The organism is Xanthomonas cucurbitae, assembly GCF_002939885.1.
Lineage (GTDB): Bacteria > Pseudomonadota > Gammaproteobacteria > Xanthomonadales > Xanthomonadaceae > Xanthomonas > Xanthomonas cucurbitae.
The window spans coordinates 91,682-109,228 of sequence record NZ_MDED01000008.1; the positions used below are offsets into that span (position 1 = coordinate 91,682).

A 17,547-nucleotide genomic window follows, 5' to 3' on the forward strand; every position below is an offset into this window, starting at 1 on the left:
CAGGAGAAGACGATGTCGATCTCATCGGCGCGCCCTGGCCTGTGTCAGTAACTTGCGGATATTGATGATGGAAACCACATCGCGGCGGAATGCCGGCCAGATGCCCAGCATCAGCAGACAGACTGCGGCCATCGCTGCAGCGCCAACGCCCAACTGCTGCCACAACGGGCCGCCAACGGTGACCGACGCGTAGTAGGCACAGGCACCGGCGAGCCCATAGGCCGTCATCGCACGGACTGCATTGCTGAATAGCGCGGCTACCGGCGTGTCGGAGATCTTGCCGACCCAGATCAGCGACAGCGGCCAGGTCAGCAGCAGACCGAACGAATAACCGATCGCCACCCCCATGGCGCCCCAGCGCGAACCGACGAAGATGCAGGCGATCAGCACGATGCGGCTCACCAGCGAGAACAGCAGCTGCTGCCGCATCAACCCCCTGGCCAGGAACACCCAGTAGGTGGCGTAAGACGCTGTCTGGAAGATGCCACCCAGCGCCAGCACCTGGAACAATGGCACTGCTTCGCGCCATTGTTCGCCCAGCACCAGCACGATCAACGGCATCGCCACCGCACAGGCGAACGAGAACAGCGCCACGATCAGATGCACCATCACCGTCTGCCCACGCAGCAGGAACGCGCTGAATCGCTCGCGGTCGTCCTGCAGTTGCGACAACACCGGCAAGGCCACGCTGGTGGCCGGCGCATTGATCTGGTTCAGCGGCATCATCAACAGCTGGAACGCGCGGTTATACAGGCCCAATGCATCCGGACCAGTGCGCCAACCGATGATGACCTGCCCAACGTTGCGGCTGGCGTAACCCAGCAACTGCGCCGCCATCAGGTTCCAGCCAAAGCTCATGAAGTCGCGCATCGGCGCCGCACGCTGATAGCCGCCCGGCAACCAGCGCGCACAACTGGCAGCGATCACCAGGTTGACCACTGCCTGCACCATCTGCTGCACCACCAGCGCCCAGTAACCCCAGCCCAGCAACGCGGCAGCCACCGCCGCGCCCAGGCCCAGCACCTGCGAACCGACATCGCTCAGTGCCACCTGCCCGAAGCGCAGCCCGCGGCTCAGATGCGCGCGGTACTGCGTGGTCATGCCATTGAGCAGGAAAGTCACCGCCAGCGCCTGGGAAATCGTGACTAGCGCCGGTTCGTTGTAGAAATTGGCGATCAGCTGCGCCGAAGCGAACACGATCACCGACAGCAACAGGCCGATGCCGCTGTTGATCCAGAACAGGTTGTCGCGTTGTTCGCGGCTGACGTGCTTGGCCTGAACCGCAGCAGCCGACAAGCCGAAATCGCGCAGGATTTCTGCGGCGCCCACAATGGCAGTCACCATCGCCATCAGGCCATAGTCGTAAGGCGTCAGCAACCGCGCCAGCAGGATGATGCCGCCAAACTGCACCACCATCTTGGCCGACTGGCCCAGCATGGTCACTGCGGCCCCGCCGGCGGCACGCGAACCCAGGCTGCGCTGCGGCGGCGCGGGAGTGGGCGGTGTAGGCGTTTCAGCGGTCACAGCGCCGCATCTCCATCCTTGCCCAGCGCTTCCAGATAGGTGCGGTAGTGCAGCTGCCCGCTACGCGGCCAGTCGCGCTGCGACAGATCCGGTGCCGGTGCGCGCGGCGCCGTGCGCACCTTGTCCAGCATGCCGGCCAGCAACGCTGCATCGAAATCACCTTCATACAGGAACACCCAGCCCGGCCCCACTTCTTCGGCGATTGCCGCATTGGATTCGCTCCACGGCGCCAGCACCGGCCGCGCCAGCGACAACGCCAGCAGCAAGGTGCCGGAGTTGTGCATCTGCCGGTACGGCAGCACCACCAATTCGGCTTCGCTGACTTCGCGTGCCAGCACCGGCTCTTCCACATAGGCCAGCAGCGCAGTGATGCGCGGATCCTGCACGCACGCAGCTTCCACCAGCGTACGCATCTGCGGTGTGGCCGGGTTGCCCACGATGCGCAGATTCACGCGCGGGTCGCTCACCTGCTGCATCACTTCCAGCAAGGTTTCCACGCCCTTGTACGGACGGATCAGGCCAAAGTGCAACAGCCGCCCAGGCACCGTACTGCCCTGGGGCATGGGCGCGAACCAGTCGCGATAATGCCCATGCAGGATGGTGTCGGTGAACGGCGGACGCGCCGGCGTGGTCGCATTGATGCGGATCCAGCGGCGTGTCAGGTGGTCGATCCAGCGCAACAGGCTGCGCTCGCGCCACCCGCGATCTTCGTGCGGCGCCAGATTGTGCAAGGTCCGCACGACCGGCGTGCCGGTCACCTGCAGTTTGAGCAGCAACAAGGCCGCACACATCTGCTTGGCCAGCGTTCCCGCAGCGCTGGGATGGCGCAGCAGGTACTCCGGCCAATGCAGGTGCAGCACGTCGTAGCGCGACAGCAACGCAGCGCGCATCGAGAAGAAGCGCAGCTGCACCGCGTCCGGGAGCGCGTCATACAGCTGGGTCAGATAGGGGTTGGTGTTGGCACTGGGCTGCTCGGTGGAAAACAGCACCGTGAGCTGCGGCTTCGCCGCCGCTGTGGCTGCGGGCCCGCTCATCGCCGCGTCTCCCGCGGGCGCGGCGTGCCCAATGCCATGTGGTACTCGTCGACATAGCGCCCAACCACGTGTTTCCAGTCGTAGCGGCTCACATAGGCCATGGTCGCTGCGCGACGGGTAGCAAAATCGGTGTCTGCCGTCAGCGCCAGCGCCTGCACCTGGTCAGCCGCCGCCTCAATGCGGTCGCGGTTGACGATCACGCCCTGCCCCGATTCAGTGGCAAGCCGCACGAACGGCGGAATGTCACTGAGGACGGGGATCAGCCCCGCGCTCATCGCCTCCACCGCCGCGATACCGAAGCCCTCGTGACGCGACAGGCAAACGAAGAACTGCGCCTGCTGCATCAACGCGCGCAACTGTTCCTGCGACGGCGACATGCTCAGCTGTACCTTGTCCTGCAACCCACGCTCGGCGATGGCCTTGCGCAAGTCTGCCTCGTTCAGGTCGTACGCGCGGCCGGCGACGATCAGGCGCCATCGCGGGTCGCGCTTTAGCGCAGCCTGCAGCAACTCCAGCGTTTCGATCAGGCCCTTGTTCACCGACCAGCGACCGAAATACAGCATCGTCCGGCCCGGCGTTACTGCGCCCTGCCCCGCATATTTTTCCACATCCACGCCATTTTCGATCACGCGCAGCCGCGCCGGCGAGACCACCTTGGCAAACAGGTCGCCGTCGTTTTCGCTGGTTGCAATGACCCGGCAATACGCCAGTGCCGAGATACGCGTCAGGGTCTGGAACCACAGCTGCTTCATGCGCGAGGCGTATGCGGTGTGGAAGAAACCACCATGCGTGGACACCACCATCGGCTTGCGATGCAACGGCTTGGTCAGCGCCAGATAGTCATAGAAAAAATCGATGCCATGCAGATGCACCAGGTCCGCAGAGTGGATCGCACGCAGCACCGAGGGCGCCAGTGGATAACGCGACGAACCGCGATAGCCGATCCGCCGGATCGGCAGACCTTGGTAGGCTTCCTGCGGCGCCAGCTGTGCACCCGGATCGGTGAACACGCGATCCAGCGTGACCACCTCCACCGTATCGGCACTGGAAGCCTGATGCTGGCGGGCCACATTGAGAACGACTTCCTCCATCCCCCCGATCGACGGGTGGAATTGGCGGACGACATGCACCACTTTCATTGACGCCCATCTCCTGTGCCAGCGACGCGCACGCAGGTGCTGCGACGGCTAATGATTCTGCAATTGGTCATCGACCCTTCAACCCCAACATCCATGGCGCCAGACGCACCAGCACCGCACGCAGCGGCACAGCGCATACAATCGCGAACGCGCTCAGGCCCATCGCCCACACCGGCGTACCGATGAGCCCCCGATCCACTACTCCGGTCCGCGCAACCACGCTGGTCGCCACCAGGAACACCAGCGTGTGCGTGCACAGAATCAGCAAGGTGTTGGTGCCGATCCATTGCACCCAGCGCCAGTGCCGAAGGAAATAGGCCACGCACAAGGTCATCGCCGTGCCGAGCAGGCTCACCAGCAGGAACAGCACAGGCCAATGCCCGAACTGAAGGTTATTGACATCCACCTGCCCGTTCCACGCCGCCAGCACGCCCCATGCAGCCGCCACCACCGGCAACACCAGTGCCCACCCCAGCGCCGAGACCGATCGCAGCGTATCGGCGAACCGCGACAGGGCAGCACCGACGGCGATGAAGAACAACGCAACCGGCAATACATCCAGCGCAAGCGGCAGGCGCATCTGCAGCAACGGAAACCAGCTGACCCAGGCCAATGCGAGCGGCAAGCCGAGCGCAGCCACCACGGTGGCGCTCAGCCGTGCGCGCAGTGCAATGTAGCTCAGCGTTGTGACAAACAAGGCTGGCAGAAACCACAGTGCCGGAAGCACATACAAACGTGTTCCGTTGGCCCACAACACGCCGACGAACGGGTGCCACCACGGACGCGCGCCCGGTTGCTGAAATGCATGATTGAGCACGGCCATCAACAGCCACACCCCATAAGCAACCAGAAAAAACCCCAGGTACGGGATGAGCAACGTCCGCGCGAGCTTGTTGACCGTGGCCACGTTCAATGCGCGGCGCCCGAAGCGCTCGCCCACCCAGCCAGAGAGCACGAAGAACAGCGGCACATGGAAGCTGTAGGCAAACAACTTGTAGGCCGGCGGCATGCCGCTCGCATGACCAAGCACGACCAGCACGATCGCCAGCGCCTTTGCGGCATCGATCTGCCAATCGCGCGTTGCCGCGGCCGCTGGCCGGGCCATCGTGCTGGCCGGACCCGCATCGGAAGACGCCGCCGCCGTTGTCATGCCGCAGCGCCGGTCATGCGGTCACCATGCGCGCACCCAACGCCCACGGAGCAAAGCGCATCAGGATCCAGCGCATGGGCACACACACGGCCAGCGCAAACAGCGTGACAAAGATCGCCCAGCCCAGGCCCGGACGCGCCGAGCCAACGCCACCGGCAACCGCCGCAACGCCGGACAGCACGAAGAACACCAGCATGTGCGTGCAAAGGATCAGCAAGGTGTTGCGACCGATCCACTGGATCCATGCCCAGCGCTGCACCAGCCGCGCCGCGCAGATCACCATCAGCGAGCCCAGGATGGCGCTGAGCAGGAACACGGCGTGGTGGCGTCCGAATTGCAGCATGTTCACGTCGATCCGCCCGTTGACCTGCGCCAGCCAGGCAACCGCAAGCGCCAATCCCACGGTCCCCAGCGCGCTGACCGGCAGCGATGTCGGCAGGCGCGGCGACACATGGATCAACAATGCACCAAGCGCGTAGAAACACAACGACACCGGTAGCACGTCCAGCCCGAAAAAAAGCCGCACGCCCTGGGCAGGGAACCAGTTCATCCAGAACCATGCCACCACCAGCGCGACCGCAGCGATTGCCAACGGCGGCAGCACGCGACGCAGCAGCACATAGCCGATCAGCGTCACCAACATCACCGGCAGGAACCATAGCGGCGGCTGCACATATAGATCGGGACCGATGCCGGTGAATAGCGACACGATGGGCTCCCACCAGGGATGACTACCCCAGCGAGCCGCCTTTTCCCCGATATTGCGGGTCAGCAACCAGTACGCATAGCCCAGCAGATAGAAGGTGACATATGGCAGCAACAGACTGCGCGCCGGCTTGGTCATCGTCTGCGAGAGACTGCTGGTGCGCGAGGCGTAGCCGGCCGCCAGCCATCCCGACACCAGGAAAAACAACGGCACGTGGAAGCTGTAGGCGAACACCGTCATGCCCTGCGGCACGCCCTTGGCGTGGCAAAACACCACCAGCAGGATCGCGATCGCCTTGGCGGCATCGATCTGCGGATCGCGCGCCCGCCCGCCGCCAGCCACCCGCAGGTCGGGTGCGCGCGCAGCCTCTGCAGCAGAGGCAACGCTCATCGCATGGCTCCCGCCGGCACAGGCATGTGCTCGCGCTCGGAGCCTGCCTGATGCTTGCCTGGCGATTCGGCGGCGGTCACTGAGGACCAGGTGGGACGCAGATGCCAGAGGCAGCCGCACACGAACCACCACAGGGCCGAGGTCTTGATCGAGAAATAGCCATTGGAGACCAGCAAGCTCAGCGCAAACGCGAAGATGGCCAGGTTCTTGAACAACTGGCCTTCCTTGCTGGGCATCAACAACAGGAACGAATACGACAACAGGAACGCCAGCACCCCGACGATGGACTGCGACGCAATGAAGTACGAAATGCCGCTATCGAAGTAGCGGTACGCCTGCGCGAAGTCCAGCCCCATCCAGGAGTTGAACGACAGGTTGTTCATCGAGTTCACGGTGAAGAACACCCGCCCCATGGTGGTGTCCTGGTAAGCCGAGATACCGGTGATCCAGACCAGCAACCATGCGCTCATGATGACCAGCAGGAACACCAGGAATGCAAGCCGCTGGTCCAGACGTTTGAGCAGGGGCGACAGCATCACCATCAGCACGCAGGTGCCCGCAGCCAACCGTCCGTCGGAGGCGACGATCATGAAGCCGATCAATCCAACCGACAGCAGCAGCGCCGCAGGTCGCATCCAGCGCCAGAACACCAGCAAGATGGCGGTGAAGAAGCAGATGTAGTTGCCCATGGTCACCGGCTCGATGAACATCGAGGAGGCGCGCGGCAGATTGGAGCCGGGCAGGAAGTTGCGCTCGCCCGGCCGGGTCGCGCTCACGAACAGGTTACTGTCCTCATTCCAGAAGCCTTCGGCACTCATCCCGCGTGCGTTGACGAAGAAGCTCTTCGGATTGACCAGATCGCCATATGCGGTTGGCATCGCCAGTTCAAACGCGGCGACCAGCGAAACGATGATGGTCATGCGAATGAACAGTTTGGGCAGCGATCCGGTATAGGCCGAGCCCAGTACGACGAAGGCGAATACCACTAGCGCATCGCGCAAGAACTTCGGGTCGATCTGCCAGTTCACCAGAAACCGGACGAACATCAGCAGCACGATCAACCCCAACCCGCTGATGATAAGCGCCAGCCGCTTGCGGCTCAGCGAGCCAAGGCCTAGCAGGAAGCACGCCGCATAGACCATGAACTCGACCGCATAGGTGATGACCGGCCGGACGGTGAACACGTTCGCATTGATGAGTGCCAACACCAGGTTGTAACCCACGCCAACCAATAACGCCAGCTCGATCAAGGCGTTATGCCAGCGAACACGGGCCTGCTCGCTCATTCGGATCAGCATGCAGCCGCCTGCGCAGGTGAGGCGGCCGCCATGCAGCCGCCCGCAGCGCCGGACGCGCCAGCTTGCAAGCGTCCGGCCATCATCAGTACGCGGTCTTCTGTCCGAGCACGCGCACCGCAGTCAGCACGATGATGCGGATATCCAGCCACAACGACCAGCGGCGGATGTAATCCAGGTCGTACTGGATGCGCTTCTTCATCGTCCGCAGCTCCGGGGTCTCGCCACGGAACCCGTTCACCTGCGCCCAACCGGTGATGCCCGGCTTGACGTAGTGGCGCTGCATGTAATGGTTAATCAGCTTTTCATAGTGCGTGTTGTGCTGCGCCGCGTGCGGACGCGGCCCCACGATCGACATGCTGCCACCCAGCACATTGAAGATCTGCGGCAGCTCATCCAGGCTGCTACGCCGCAGAAACGCGCCGAAGCGGGTGATACGCGTATCGTTCTTGGTCGCCTGCTGGATGGTGCTGCCATGATCGTCATGCACGCGCATCGAGCGGAACTTGAACATGTAGAACTCGCGGCCACCCAGGCCATGACGGCGCTGGCGGAAGAACACCGGGCCCGGCGAGCTCAGCTTGACGCCAACGGCAATCGCAGCCATCAACGGCCACAGACCCATCAGCGCGATCACGGCCAGGATCTTGTCCTGCAACGCCTTGGCCACCACGAAGTAGTTGTCGCGGTCCACACCACCCTGACGCAGGTTGATGACCGGCGTGTTGCCGATCTGCTCGCCGGACTGATTCAACAGACCGAAGTCGAACAGGTCGGGCACCAGCTTCACGTTGATCGGGTAGCGGTCCAGGCGCTGCAGCAGCTGCTTGATATGCTCGCGCTCACCCAGCGGCAGCGAGATCCACACCTGCTCGACCTGGTTTTCCTTCAGGTAGTCGATCAGCGCATCCGGCTCGCCCAGGCACGGCAGCGACTGGCGCTGCTCGGTCACGGCAATGTCGTAGGGAGTGCGAAAGTAACCGACCAAATTCATCCCTACCCACGAATTGCGGCTCAGGTAGTGGTTGATCTTCATCACCGGATGGCGCAAGCCAACCACCACCACGCGCTGCACGTCCACGCCCTGGGCACGCAGGTGATTCAGAAAGCCGCGCAACAAGGTGCGTGCCGCCACCAGCGATGCCAGGCCACCGACGAACCACAGACCGATCCAGCCGCGCGCCACTTGCTCGCCCACCTGCACGATCAGCGCGTGCACTGCAAACAGCGCGAACACGCCGCCGAATGCGCCGCCAAGCACGGCCAACTCGCTCAGCAACCCACGGCCGCGCCAGCTGCGGTACAGCGGAAACAGCGCGAAACAGATCACCGAGTACAACAGCGTGGTGGCAATCGCCACACGATACGGGGCCGCTGGCACCCAGGTGCCCAACACGATGCGGTAAGCGACCAGGCCGGACACCACCACCATGGTCAGGTCGAACACACGCAGTACCAGGTCGGCCGCCGCCGAATACTTGGACAACAACCGCGGTGAGGAAGTGTTATAGGTCGCGCTACTGAGGTCTGCCAGAAGCATGGGGATGTCCTCCAAACTCGATACGTTGCATGCGGGGGAACATACGAAACGCACGCGAGCCTTCAATCATCTCCGTCGCATGATCGCCGCGGTAATAGCTACCGACCCCAGATCACCCGACAGCCCTTTGTTTCAACGTAAGACACACTTTCTGCAATGGAAGAGTCCGCAACATACCGACTCTTCCTTGTTCCACGCTGAATCGCCTGTCACCTCAATTAACCAGCGTTTTGCAACACCACGATGTCAGTTCACGCGCGCTTGCAGGCCCGGGCCGCGCAGGAAGTAACGCACAAGCGCGGTTGCCAAACCGAGAAATACGCCAAAGATAAGACCCAATGCGAGATTAAGTTTGAGTTTTGGTGAGGTCCTGGACGTAGGCACATCTGCTGTATCGACGATCGTCACGTTGTTGGCGCCGACATTGCCCGCCACGCCGATTTCCTTGTAACGCTGCAGGAGCGCGTCATAGAGCTGGCGATTGGTATCGACGTCGCGCTTGAGCATGTTGTAGCGAATGCTGCGGCTCTGCAGGTCCAGTTCATTGTTGCGCAGGCCGGCGATGCGTTCGTTGAGCAGTTGCTCCTGGTGGACAGACGCGTCGTAGGTCGCCTTGAGCGACTGACGCACGTTGACAACCTCGCCGTTGATCTGCCGGCGCGACTCTTCGATCTGCGCCTTCAGGCGCTGCATTTCCGGGTAATCCGGCTTGAAGGTCGACAGCTTCTGCTGGTACTCGCTGGTCAGGCGCACCTGCTCGCCGCGCAGCGTCTGGATCAACGGGCTGCTGAGTACCTGCGGCAGCGACATCGCATCGCCGGTGGCCGCCTGGCGCCAGGCGGCCTCGGCCTTGATGCGTGCATCCTGCGCAGAGGCCAGCAGCGCATTGAGGTCGGTCAGGTTCTGCGCCGGCAGCGATGGCTTGTCATCGCCCACCGAGACGATCTGCTCGTCGGTGGAATACGCCACCAAGTTCTTCTCGGAGTCTTCCACCTTGCCGCGCAACTGCTCCAGGCGCTCGGACAAGAACTGGGTGGCGAACGAGGATGCCTTCATGCGGCGCTGCTGGGTACTGACGATGAACACCTTGGGATACGTGTTGGCGATCTTGGCCGCCAGCACCGGGTCCGGCGAATCGTAGTTGACGTAGACCAGTCGCGAATTGAGGATCGGTTCTACCACCAACCCCGCCAGCAAGGTGTCGGTGAGGCTGCGCTCGATGATCGCCTGACGCGAATCTACCGACTTGCCGACCTCTGGGTTCTTGGCCGCCGCCTTCGCCAACGCTTCGTCGACCTGCTCCTTGAATGCCGGCTCCTGGTCGAGCTTGGCTTCGCGGATCACCGCACGCGCCAACGAGCGGCTCTGCAGCAACTGGTACTGGGTCTGGTAGAAGTCGCGGTCCTGCGGCGACTCCACCGGCATCAGGTTGTCGACGTTGACCACATTGAGCGAATCACGCTCGATCTGCAGCGTGCTGGTGGCACGATACTTTTCCGGCATCAACAAGGTGATACCCAGCGCCAGCACCACTGCAGCCACGGTGATGCAGACGATCAGCCAGCGCTGCGACACCAGCGCACGCCAATAGTCCAGCAAGCTCACGTCCGCCAGTTCCAGGTGCCCGTGGCGATGCGACGACGAAGACGTGTTGTCGGAATTCATACTCATCGGTAAGCGCGCCACACCATCACCAAGGGGGTCAGTTCCAGCATGGTGCGCAACCACACGCGCGCATCCGAGCGGTACACCACGACAATGTCACCGCCATAGATCTCAGGGTCCGGGTGGGTTCCCTTTTCGATCTCGGTCAGGTCGAAGCGCGCGAGCATCCTCTGCCCCTTGACCATGCGGAACACGATGACGTTGCCGCGACTGGCCACGGTGCTGACGCCTTTGGCCTGCGCGATGGCCTGCTGCAGGGTGAGGTTGGCGCCGATCACCGGATAGATGCCCGGCTCGTCCACCGCCCCGGTCACCGTGACACGCCGGCCGTTGGATTCCTGCACGAACACCGACACCTGCGGATCCTGCAGATAACCGTTGCGATAACGGTCGGCGACCAGCTTTTCCAGCTCACCGACCCCCATGCCGACGGCATTGACGTCGCCGATCAGCGGCAATGAGATGTGACCATTTTGGTCGATGCGCACCTGGCGCTCCAGGTCGTCGACCTGAAAGACCTTGACCAGCAGCAGGTCGCCCGGCGAGAGGCGATATTCCGGCTGCACGGCAGACATCGCCAGCGGGTCCGGAAGCGGCAACGCGTTCGCCATGTCCTTGCCGGTGCTGCAGGCGCCCAGCGTCATCGAGCAGATCAACGCCAGGCCCAGACCTTGGCAGAATCGTCCGATCAGTTTCTTCATGCGTGTGGCTGGCTGCCTCGGTTGGTGGGACAGGAGCTCGCGCAGCATTCAAGCGGCCAACGCGCCAGCACGAACGTACGACAGAGAGTGCACTCCGATCATGTCGGTATCACGTCGGAGATGACGTGTTGCACTGCACTATGGCACAGAACGCGTGCGCTGCAAGACGCAGCACGCCATTTTTTTGACGGCGTTGGCCTATTGATTCAAATTTGTAGATGAAACGTCAAAAAAATGTGATGAACGTCCGCAACCAAACCGCGTCAATTGGAGTGTTTTCGGTCACTTAGCGCAGTTAAATCATGTACATCAATAGCGAGCAGGACCATACGGAACGGGCGCTAGCGCACCCACCCAACGCTCTCACAGGTATGCCGATCGACGTATCGAGGTAGATCGAAATGCGCATCCATTCACGTGATGCGGCGCAGCAAAAAGCCCATGTCGCGGCGACATGGGCTTGGTGTTTGGTCGGGGTAGCCGGATTCGAACCGACGACCACTAGTCCCCCAGACTAGTGCGCTACCAGGCTGCGCTATACCCCGAAGATGTTGCGTCCCGCCACCAGGGCGGCCTGCGATTATAGCGGCTTTGCGCAAGGTTTTCCTAGCGGCGCAGCAGTTGCAGCACTTCTTCCAGCTCCATCCGCACCTGCTTGATGATCTGGTTGCTCAATGCCGACTCGCTCTTGGCGCCATCACCCTCCAGACGCAGGCGCGCACCGCCAATGGTATAGCCCTGCTCGTAGAGCAGGCCGCGGATCTGCCGCACCATCAATACGTCGTGGCGCTGGTAGTAGCGCCGATTGCCGCGCCGCTTGACCGGCTCCAGGCTCGGAAATTCCGTTTCCCAGTAGCGCAATACGTGCGGCTTGACGTCGCACAGCTCGCTCACTTCACCGATGGTGAAGTAGCGCTTGGCCGGTATCGGCGGTAGCTCGCGATTACTGCCCGGATCCAGCATAAGCCTCCACCCGTTCCTTGAGTTTCTGGCCCGGGCGGAAGGTCACCACCGTTCGGGCCGAGATCGGAATTTCCTCACCGGTCTTGGGATTGCGACCGGGCCGTTGATTCTTGCGCCGCAGATCGAAGTTGCCGAAACCGGACAGCTTCACTTGGCGGCCCTGCTCCAGCGCATCGCGCAGCACGTCGAAGAACGCATCGACAAATTCCTTTGCCTCGCGCTTGTTCAGGCCGACTTCGTCGAACAGACGCTCGGCCATCTCCGCTTTCGTCAATGCCATGCCAATCCCCTGGTTACCGCCTCAACTCCGGATCCGGGCGCGGTGCTCGCGCTCGACCACCGTTACCACATCGGCCACGACCGCATCCACGTCCCGGTCGGTGAGAGTGCGCGAGTTATCCTGCAAAATCAAGCCCATAGCCAGACTCTTGAAACCTGGCTCGACCCCCTGCCCGACATAGCGGTCGAACAACTGCACCTCGCGCAGCAACGGACCGACGGCAGTCTGCACGCTGGCCGACAGCGCCGCCCAACTCACCTCCTCCGGCACCAGGAAGGCCAGGTCGCGGCGCACCGAGGGGAACCGCGACAGCTCGCCGGCACGCGGCAAGGCGCGCCGCACCAGCGGTGCAAGCTCCAGTTCGAACGCGAGCACGTCCACGTCGATGTCCATCGCCTTGGCCAGGCGCGGATGCACCTGACCGATCCAGCCGATGCACACCCCGTCGCGGTAGATGTCAGCCGAACGGCCCGGATGCCCGAACGGCTGCGCCGACGGACGGAACTCCAGCACCGCACCGCTGGCCGCCGCCAGCGCCAGCAGGTCGCCCTTCACATCATGGAAGTCCACCTTGCGTGCCGGCTCGCCCCATTGCAGCGCCAGCGCATCGCCGCACACTGCAACGGCAACGTGCTGGGCTTCGCGCGGCGCCACGCCCGCATCGGCGGCAGCGGCGAACACCTTGCCCAGCTCGAACAGGCGCACGCGCCCGGCCTGGCGCGCGGCATTACGGCCCAGGGTCGCCACCAGACCCGGTAGCAGGCGCGGACGCATGATGGCCAGCTCCGCACTGAGCGGGTTGGCAAGCGGCACGACGCCGTCGTTGAGCTGCCACTGCTGCAGCAGGTCGGCATCGACGAAGGCGTAGTTGATGGTCTCCTGCAGGTCCCGCGCCACCAGCTGGCGGCGCACGCTGAGCTCGTCCAGCTGGGTTTCGCTCGGCATCGCAATCCGGCTGGCACCGCCGGGCAGCGTGGTCGGCACCCGGTCGTAACCATGGATGCGCGCCAGTTCTTCGATCAGATCTTCCTCGATGGCGATATCGAAGCGACGGCTCGGCGCCATCACCTGCCAGCCCTCGGCCACGGCCTCAAGCTGCATGCCGAGCGCGCTCAGGATGCGCACCACCTCCGCATCGTCGATCTGGATACCAAGCACGCGTGCGATCCGCGCGCGACGCAACGTGATCGGTGCGGCCTGCGGCAGATGCTGCGGCAACTCGGCATGCACCACCGGGCCCGGCGTACCGCCGGCCAGATCCAGCACCAGGCGCGTGGCCACTTCGATCGCCTGTGGCGCCAGTGCCGGGTCCACCCCACGTTCGAAGCGATGGCCGGCATCGGTGTGCAGGCCGAGCTTGCGACCACGGCCCATGATCGCGGCCGGATCGAAATATGCCGACTCCAGGAACACGTTGCGGGTAGTCTCGGTGACCCGCGTGTCCAGCCCGCCCATCAGCCCGGCCAGCGCCACCGGGCGGCCGGCATCGGTGATGGTCAGGAAGCTGTCGTCCAGCGTCACCTGCCGCCCGTCCAGCAGCGCCAGTTGCTCGCCGGCGCGCGAACGGCGCACGCCGATCGGCCCCTGCAAGGTGTCCAGGTCGAAGGCGTGCATCGGTTGGCCCAGTTCCAGCATCACGTACTGGGTGATGTCCACCAGCAACGACACCGGGCGCACACCACTGCGGCGCAGGCGCTCGGCCAGCCAGACCGGCGTGGTCGCCGCCGGATCGATGCCTTCGATCACACGCCCGCAATAGCGTGGCGCTTCCTTGTCGGCGTCCAGCTCCACCGCCAGCGTCCGCGTGGACACCGGCGCAACGGCAGCCGCGTCGAAGGCAACCACTTCGCTGGCGCAAGCCGCCGCCACATCGAAGGCAATGCCACGCACGCTGAAGCAATCAGCGCGATTGGGGGTGAGCTTGATCTCGATGCTGGCGTCGGGCAGGCCGAGATACTCGGCCAGCGCCTGACCCACCGGCGCATCGTCCGGCAGTTCGAACAGGCCGGAGGCGTCGCTGTCCAGGCCCAGTTCCTTGGCCGAGCACAACATGCCGTTGGAGGGCACACCGCGCAGCTTGGCCGCGGTGATGGTCAGCTCGCCGATCTGCGCACCGATCAGCGCCAACGGCGCCACCAGGCCTGCACGCGCATTCGGCGCGCCGCATACGATCTGCAACAACTCGCCCTGCCCGGCATCCACGCTGCAGATCTGCAGGCGGTCAGCCTCCGGGTGCCGCACCGCTGCGACGATCCGCGCCACCACCACCTGGCCCAGCGACGCGCCCAACGGCGTTACCTCTTCCACCTCCAGACCGATCGCCGTCAGCGTCGCCGCCAACGCCTCGCGGCTGGCCTGGATCGGAACGTGGCTACGCAGCCAATTTTCTGAGAATTTCATGGAGAACCGGGAATCGGGAATGGGGAGTGGGGAATCGCAAAAGCGGGGTTACCAGGCGTCCGGAAAGGAATCGACAGAGCGTACGGCCCTTACGATTCCCGATTCCCGAATCCCGATTCCCTGCCGTCAGGCAAACTGCCTGAGAAAACGCACGTCGTTCTCGAAGAAGGCGCGCAGGTCGTTGACGCCGTAACGCAGCATCGCAAAACGCTCCACGCCCAGGCCGAAGGCGAAGCCGGTGTAGCGCTCCGGATCGATGCCGACACTGCGCAGCACGTTCGGGTGCACCATGCCGCAGCCCAGCACTTCCAGCCAGCGCGTGCTGCCATCGGGCTGCTGCCAGGCAATATCCACTTCCGCACCCGGCTCCACGAACGGGAAATAGCTGGGACGAAAGCGCATTTCGAAATCGCGCTCGAAGAACGCGCGCACGAACTCGGACAAGGTGCCCTTGAGATCGGCGAAGTTGGAATGCTCGTCCACCAACAGCCCTTCGACCTGATGGAACATCGGCGAGTGGGTCTGGTCCGAATCGGAGCGATACACCTTGCCGGCGGCGATCATGCGCAGCGGCGGCGTGTGTGCGTCCATGTAGCGCACCTGCACACCGGAGGTGTGGGTCCGCAACAGGCGGCCGTCGCCGAAGTAGAACGTGTCGTGCATCGCGCGCGCCGGATGGTGCGGCGGGAAGTTCAGCGCTTCGAAGTTGTGCCAGTCGTCCTCGATTTCCGGGCCATCAGACAACTCGTAGCCCAGCCGCGCGAAGATCTCGACGATACGCTCGAGCGTGCGCGTGACCGGATGCAGGCCGCCCCGTTCACCCCGACGCCCCGGCAAGGTGACGTCGATACGCTCCCCGGCAAGACGGGCGTCCAATGCGGCGGTTTCCAGCGTGTTCTTGCGCTGCGCCAATGCAGCGGTCAGTGCGTCGCGGGTCTGGTTGATCGCCTCGCCGGCCGCCTTGCGCTGGTCGGCCGGCAGCGTGCCGAGCTGCTTGAGCTGGGCAGTGATGCTGCCGCTCTTGCCCAGCAAGGCGACCCGCAATGCTTCCAGTTGGTCCGGCGTCTGTGCGGCGGCAACATCGGCCAGCGCGCGCTCGGTCAGGGATTGAATCTCACTCATTGCACTTGCGCCTCAACTGCTAGCCGAACGGTGTTTCCGGGTGCACCGGAACGCATTGTCACTGCACCAACCTGCCATCACCCACTTGGTGGCTTCGCAAAAACGCAAAAGGGGAAGGACTCGCGCCCTTCCCCCTGCATCTCTGCGTTTCACGCATCGAAAGCACCCGCACCGAGGTGTGACTACTGACGATGACTCGCTTCTGTCAAAAGTCCGCACATGGATGTGCGGGCTCCTGCGAGGGACTCGCACATACGGCGTGCGGGCTCTTGCAGAGGGACCTGCATTTACGCCGCCAGCGCGCCCTTTGCCTTCTCGGCCAGCGCGGCAAAGCCGGCGGCGTCGTGCACGGCAATATCGGCCAGCACCTTGCGATCCAGGGTTATACCAGCCTTGAGCAGGCCATTCATGAAACGGCTGTAGCTCAGGCCGTTGATGCGGGCAGCCGCATTGATGCGGGTGATCCACAGCGAACGGAAATTACGCTTCTTCTGCTTGCGGCCAATATAGGCGTACTGCTGTGCCTTGATGACGGCCTGCTTGGCAACGCGGAAGACCTTGCGGCGAGCGTTGTAGTAGCCCTTCGCCAGGGTCAGAATTTTCTTGTGGCGGCGACGCGCCTGTACGCCACGCTTTACTCGTGCCATGGGTCAGTCCTCAGAGGTAGGGAAGCATACGATCGAGACGGCCAGCGTCCTCGGCACGGACGTGGTTCGTCTGCCGCAGGTTGCGCTTGCGCTTGGTCGCTTTCTTCGTGAGGATGTGGCTACGGTTTGCGTGGCCGCACTTGTACTTACCGGAGGCAGTCTTGCGGAAACGCTTGGCCGCCGCCCGGTTGGTCTTGATCTTGGGCATTGCGATGTCCTTGATGGTGTTTTGTCACTGACACGGGCGGCAGTCTTGCGACCACGCTTTCCATCCTTGCCCTTGCCTGCTTGTAAGCCCTTGATCGAACACGATCCGGACAGGTCCTGGTGCCGCTTGCACGGCGCCCCGATAAACTGGGCCGCGCAGTCTACCCGTTGCCGGGAATTCTTGCAAATCGCGCCCTATCGCCGCGGCTGGCCCGGGTTGGGCCGCCGCGGCAGCGGGTCAGATCTTCTTCTTCGGCGCGATCATCATGACCATCTGACGCCCTTCCAGGCGCGGACGGGATTCGATGACGATGTCGTCGCCCAGATCGGCCTCGATCCGGGCCGCCATCTCGCGACCGAGCTCCTGGTGGCTCATTTCACGACCACGGAAGCGGATGTTGACCTTGACCTTGTCACCCTCTTCCAGGAAGCGGCGCATGTTGCGCAGCTTGATCTGGTAGTCACCTTCATCGGTGACCGGGCGGAACTTCAGTTCCTTGATCTCGACCTGCTTGGTCTTCTTCTTGGCCTCGTTGGCCTTCTTCTGCTGCTCGAACTTGAACTTGCCGAAATCCATGATCTTGCAGACCGGCGGATCGGCCTGCGGCTGGATTTCGACCAGGTCCAGGCCTTCTTCTTCGGCCTTGGCGAGCGCTTCGTCGCGCGACAACACGCCGACCATCTCTCCGTCACTGCCGATCACGCGGACGCGCGGCACCCGGATTTCTTGGTTCTTGCGGTTCTGTTTGTTGTCAGGGGTACTGATATTGCAATCTCCCAGGGG

At 63.3% G+C, this 17,547-nt stretch carries 16 protein-coding genes and 1 tRNA gene; all 17 read right to left on the bottom strand.

What is annotated here, in order from left to right; all coding sequences use genetic code 11:
* Positions 1-21: 21 nt before the first annotated feature.
* Positions 22-1,524 (bottom strand): lipopolysaccharide biosynthesis protein, encoded by a 1,503-nt coding sequence (locus tag XcuCFBP2542_RS06435; RefSeq protein WP_104602783.1) that lies wholly within the window; start codon positions 1,522-1,524, stop codon positions 22-24.
* The gene (locus tag XcuCFBP2542_RS06440) at positions 1,521-2,558 is read right to left on the bottom strand and encodes a glycosyltransferase (protein WP_104602784.1); all 1,038 of its coding nucleotides are present in this window, start codon (positions 2,556-2,558) and stop codon (positions 1,521-1,523) included. The genes XcuCFBP2542_RS06435 and XcuCFBP2542_RS06440 overlap by 4 nt, the downstream gene beginning before the upstream one ends.
* Positions 2,555-3,697: a glycosyltransferase family 4 protein gene (locus XcuCFBP2542_RS06445; protein ID WP_104602785.1), complete on the bottom strand. Its 1,143-nt coding sequence runs from the start codon at positions 3,695-3,697 to the stop codon at positions 2,555-2,557. Before XcuCFBP2542_RS06445 ends, XcuCFBP2542_RS06440 begins: the two co-directional genes overlap by 4 nt.
* A gap of 67 nt (positions 3,698-3,764) precedes the next feature.
* Positions 3,765-4,802: an acyltransferase family protein gene (locus XcuCFBP2542_RS06450; protein ID WP_249027616.1), complete on the bottom strand. Its 1,038-nt coding sequence runs from the start codon at positions 4,800-4,802 to the stop codon at positions 3,765-3,767.
* A gap of 58 nt (positions 4,803-4,860) precedes the next feature.
* Positions 4,861-5,943, bottom strand: coding sequence for an acyltransferase family protein (locus XcuCFBP2542_RS06455; protein WP_104602787.1), 1,083 nt, complete (start codon positions 5,941-5,943; stop codon positions 4,861-4,863).
* Positions 5,940-7,229, bottom strand: a complete 1,290-nt coding sequence (locus tag XcuCFBP2542_RS06460; RefSeq protein WP_249027617.1) for a polysaccharide biosynthesis protein GumE — start codon at positions 7,227-7,229, stop codon at positions 5,940-5,942. Before XcuCFBP2542_RS06460 ends, XcuCFBP2542_RS06455 begins: the two co-directional genes overlap by 4 nt.
* 94 nt (positions 7,230-7,323) lie before the next feature.
* Positions 7,324-8,778, bottom strand: coding sequence for an undecaprenyl-phosphate glucose phosphotransferase (locus XcuCFBP2542_RS06465; protein ID WP_104602789.1), 1,455 nt, complete (start codon positions 8,776-8,778; stop codon positions 7,324-7,326).
* Between the two features lie 246 nt (positions 8,779-9,024).
* Positions 9,025-10,464 (bottom strand): GumC family protein, encoded by a 1,440-nt coding sequence (locus tag XcuCFBP2542_RS06470; RefSeq protein ID WP_104602790.1) that lies wholly within the window; start codon positions 10,462-10,464, stop codon positions 9,025-9,027.
* Positions 10,446-11,144, bottom strand: coding sequence for a polysaccharide biosynthesis/export family protein (locus tag XcuCFBP2542_RS06475; protein WP_167526884.1), 699 nt, complete (start codon positions 11,142-11,144; stop codon positions 10,446-10,448). The genes XcuCFBP2542_RS06470 and XcuCFBP2542_RS06475 overlap by 19 nt, the downstream gene beginning before the upstream one ends.
* Before the next feature lie 468 nt (positions 11,145-11,612).
* Positions 11,613-11,689 (bottom strand) — tRNA-Pro (locus XcuCFBP2542_RS06480).
* A 61-nt stretch (positions 11,690-11,750) separates the two neighbouring features.
* Positions 11,751-12,107, bottom strand: a complete 357-nt coding sequence (locus XcuCFBP2542_RS06485) for a MerR family transcriptional regulator (RefSeq protein WP_005995911.1) — start codon at positions 12,105-12,107, stop codon at positions 11,751-11,753.
* Complete coding sequence (locus XcuCFBP2542_RS06490; protein ID WP_002811076.1) at positions 12,088-12,387, bottom strand: integration host factor subunit alpha; 300 nt, start codon at positions 12,385-12,387, stop codon at positions 12,088-12,090. Before XcuCFBP2542_RS06490 ends, XcuCFBP2542_RS06485 begins: the two co-directional genes overlap by 20 nt.
* A 21-nt stretch (positions 12,388-12,408) precedes the next feature.
* Positions 12,409-14,787 (bottom strand): phenylalanine--tRNA ligase subunit beta, encoded by a 2,379-nt coding sequence (gene pheT / locus XcuCFBP2542_RS06495; protein WP_104602791.1) that lies wholly within the window; start codon positions 14,785-14,787, stop codon positions 12,409-12,411.
* A 126-nt stretch (positions 14,788-14,913) separates the two neighbouring features.
* Positions 14,914-15,909 (bottom strand): phenylalanine--tRNA ligase subunit alpha, encoded by a 996-nt coding sequence (pheS, locus tag XcuCFBP2542_RS06500; protein WP_104602792.1) that lies wholly within the window; start codon positions 15,907-15,909, stop codon positions 14,914-14,916.
* 287 nt (positions 15,910-16,196) lie between these two features.
* Positions 16,197-16,556, bottom strand: a complete 360-nt coding sequence (gene rplT, locus XcuCFBP2542_RS06505) for a 50S ribosomal protein L20 (RefSeq protein ID WP_003484828.1) — start codon at positions 16,554-16,556, stop codon at positions 16,197-16,199.
* A 10-nt stretch (positions 16,557-16,566) separates the two neighbouring features.
* Entirely contained in the window at positions 16,567-16,764 is a 198-nt protein-coding gene (rpmI, locus tag XcuCFBP2542_RS06510) for a 50S ribosomal protein L35 (protein WP_002811096.1), read from the bottom strand.
* Positions 16,765-17,001: 237 nt separating this feature from the next.
* Positions 17,002-17,544: a translation initiation factor IF-3 gene (infC, locus tag XcuCFBP2542_RS06515; protein ID WP_082861869.1), complete on the bottom strand. Its 543-nt coding sequence runs from the start codon at positions 17,542-17,544 to the stop codon at positions 17,002-17,004.
* Positions 17,545-17,547 lie beyond the last annotated feature (3 nt).

What these genes read in the sequence shown, in the direction of transcription:
- pheT (WP_104602791.1), bottom strand. Translation starts at nt 14,787, where the DNA reads ATGAAATTCTCAGAAAATTGGCTGCGTAGCCACGTTCCGATCCAGGCC.
- XcuCFBP2542_RS06485 (WP_005995911.1), bottom strand. Translation starts at nt 12,107, where the DNA reads ATGCTGGATCCGGGCAGTAATCGCGAGCTACCGCCGATACCGGCCAAG.
- rplT (WP_003484828.1), bottom strand. Translation starts at nt 16,556, where the DNA reads ATGGCACGAGTAAAGCGTGGCGTACAGGCGCGTCGCCGCCACAAGAAA.
- pheS (WP_104602792.1), bottom strand. Translation starts at nt 15,909, where the DNA reads ATGAGTGAGATTCAATCCCTGACCGAGCGCGCGCTGGCCGATGTTGCC.
- XcuCFBP2542_RS06440 (WP_104602784.1), bottom strand. Translation starts at nt 2,558, where the DNA reads ATGAGCGGGCCCGCAGCCACAGCGGCGGCGAAGCCGCAGCTCACGGTG.
- XcuCFBP2542_RS06445 (WP_104602785.1), bottom strand. Translation starts at nt 3,697, where the DNA reads ATGAAAGTGGTGCATGTCGTCCGCCAATTCCACCCGTCGATCGGGGGG.
- XcuCFBP2542_RS06475 (WP_167526884.1), bottom strand. Translation starts at nt 11,144, where the DNA reads ATGAAGAAACTGATCGGACGATTCTGCCAAGGTCTGGGCCTGGCGTTG.
- XcuCFBP2542_RS06460 (WP_249027617.1), bottom strand. Translation starts at nt 7,229, where the DNA reads ATGAGCGAGCAGGCCCGTGTTCGCTGGCATAACGCCTTGATCGAGCTG.
- XcuCFBP2542_RS06455 (WP_104602787.1), bottom strand. Translation starts at nt 5,943, where the DNA reads ATGAGCGTTGCCTCTGCTGCAGAGGCTGCGCGCGCACCCGACCTGCGG.
- XcuCFBP2542_RS06465 (WP_104602789.1), bottom strand. Translation starts at nt 8,778, where the DNA reads ATGCTTCTGGCAGACCTCAGTAGCGCGACCTATAACACTTCCTCACCG.
- XcuCFBP2542_RS06490 (WP_002811076.1), bottom strand. Translation starts at nt 12,387, where the DNA reads ATGGCATTGACGAAAGCGGAGATGGCCGAGCGTCTGTTCGACGAAGTC.
- rpmI (WP_002811096.1), bottom strand. Translation starts at nt 16,764, where the DNA reads ATGCCCAAGATCAAGACCAACCGGGCGGCGGCCAAGCGTTTCCGCAAG.
- XcuCFBP2542_RS06450 (WP_249027616.1), bottom strand. Translation starts at nt 4,802, where the DNA reads ATGGCCCGGCCAGCGGCCGCGGCAACGCGCGATTGGCAGATCGATGCC.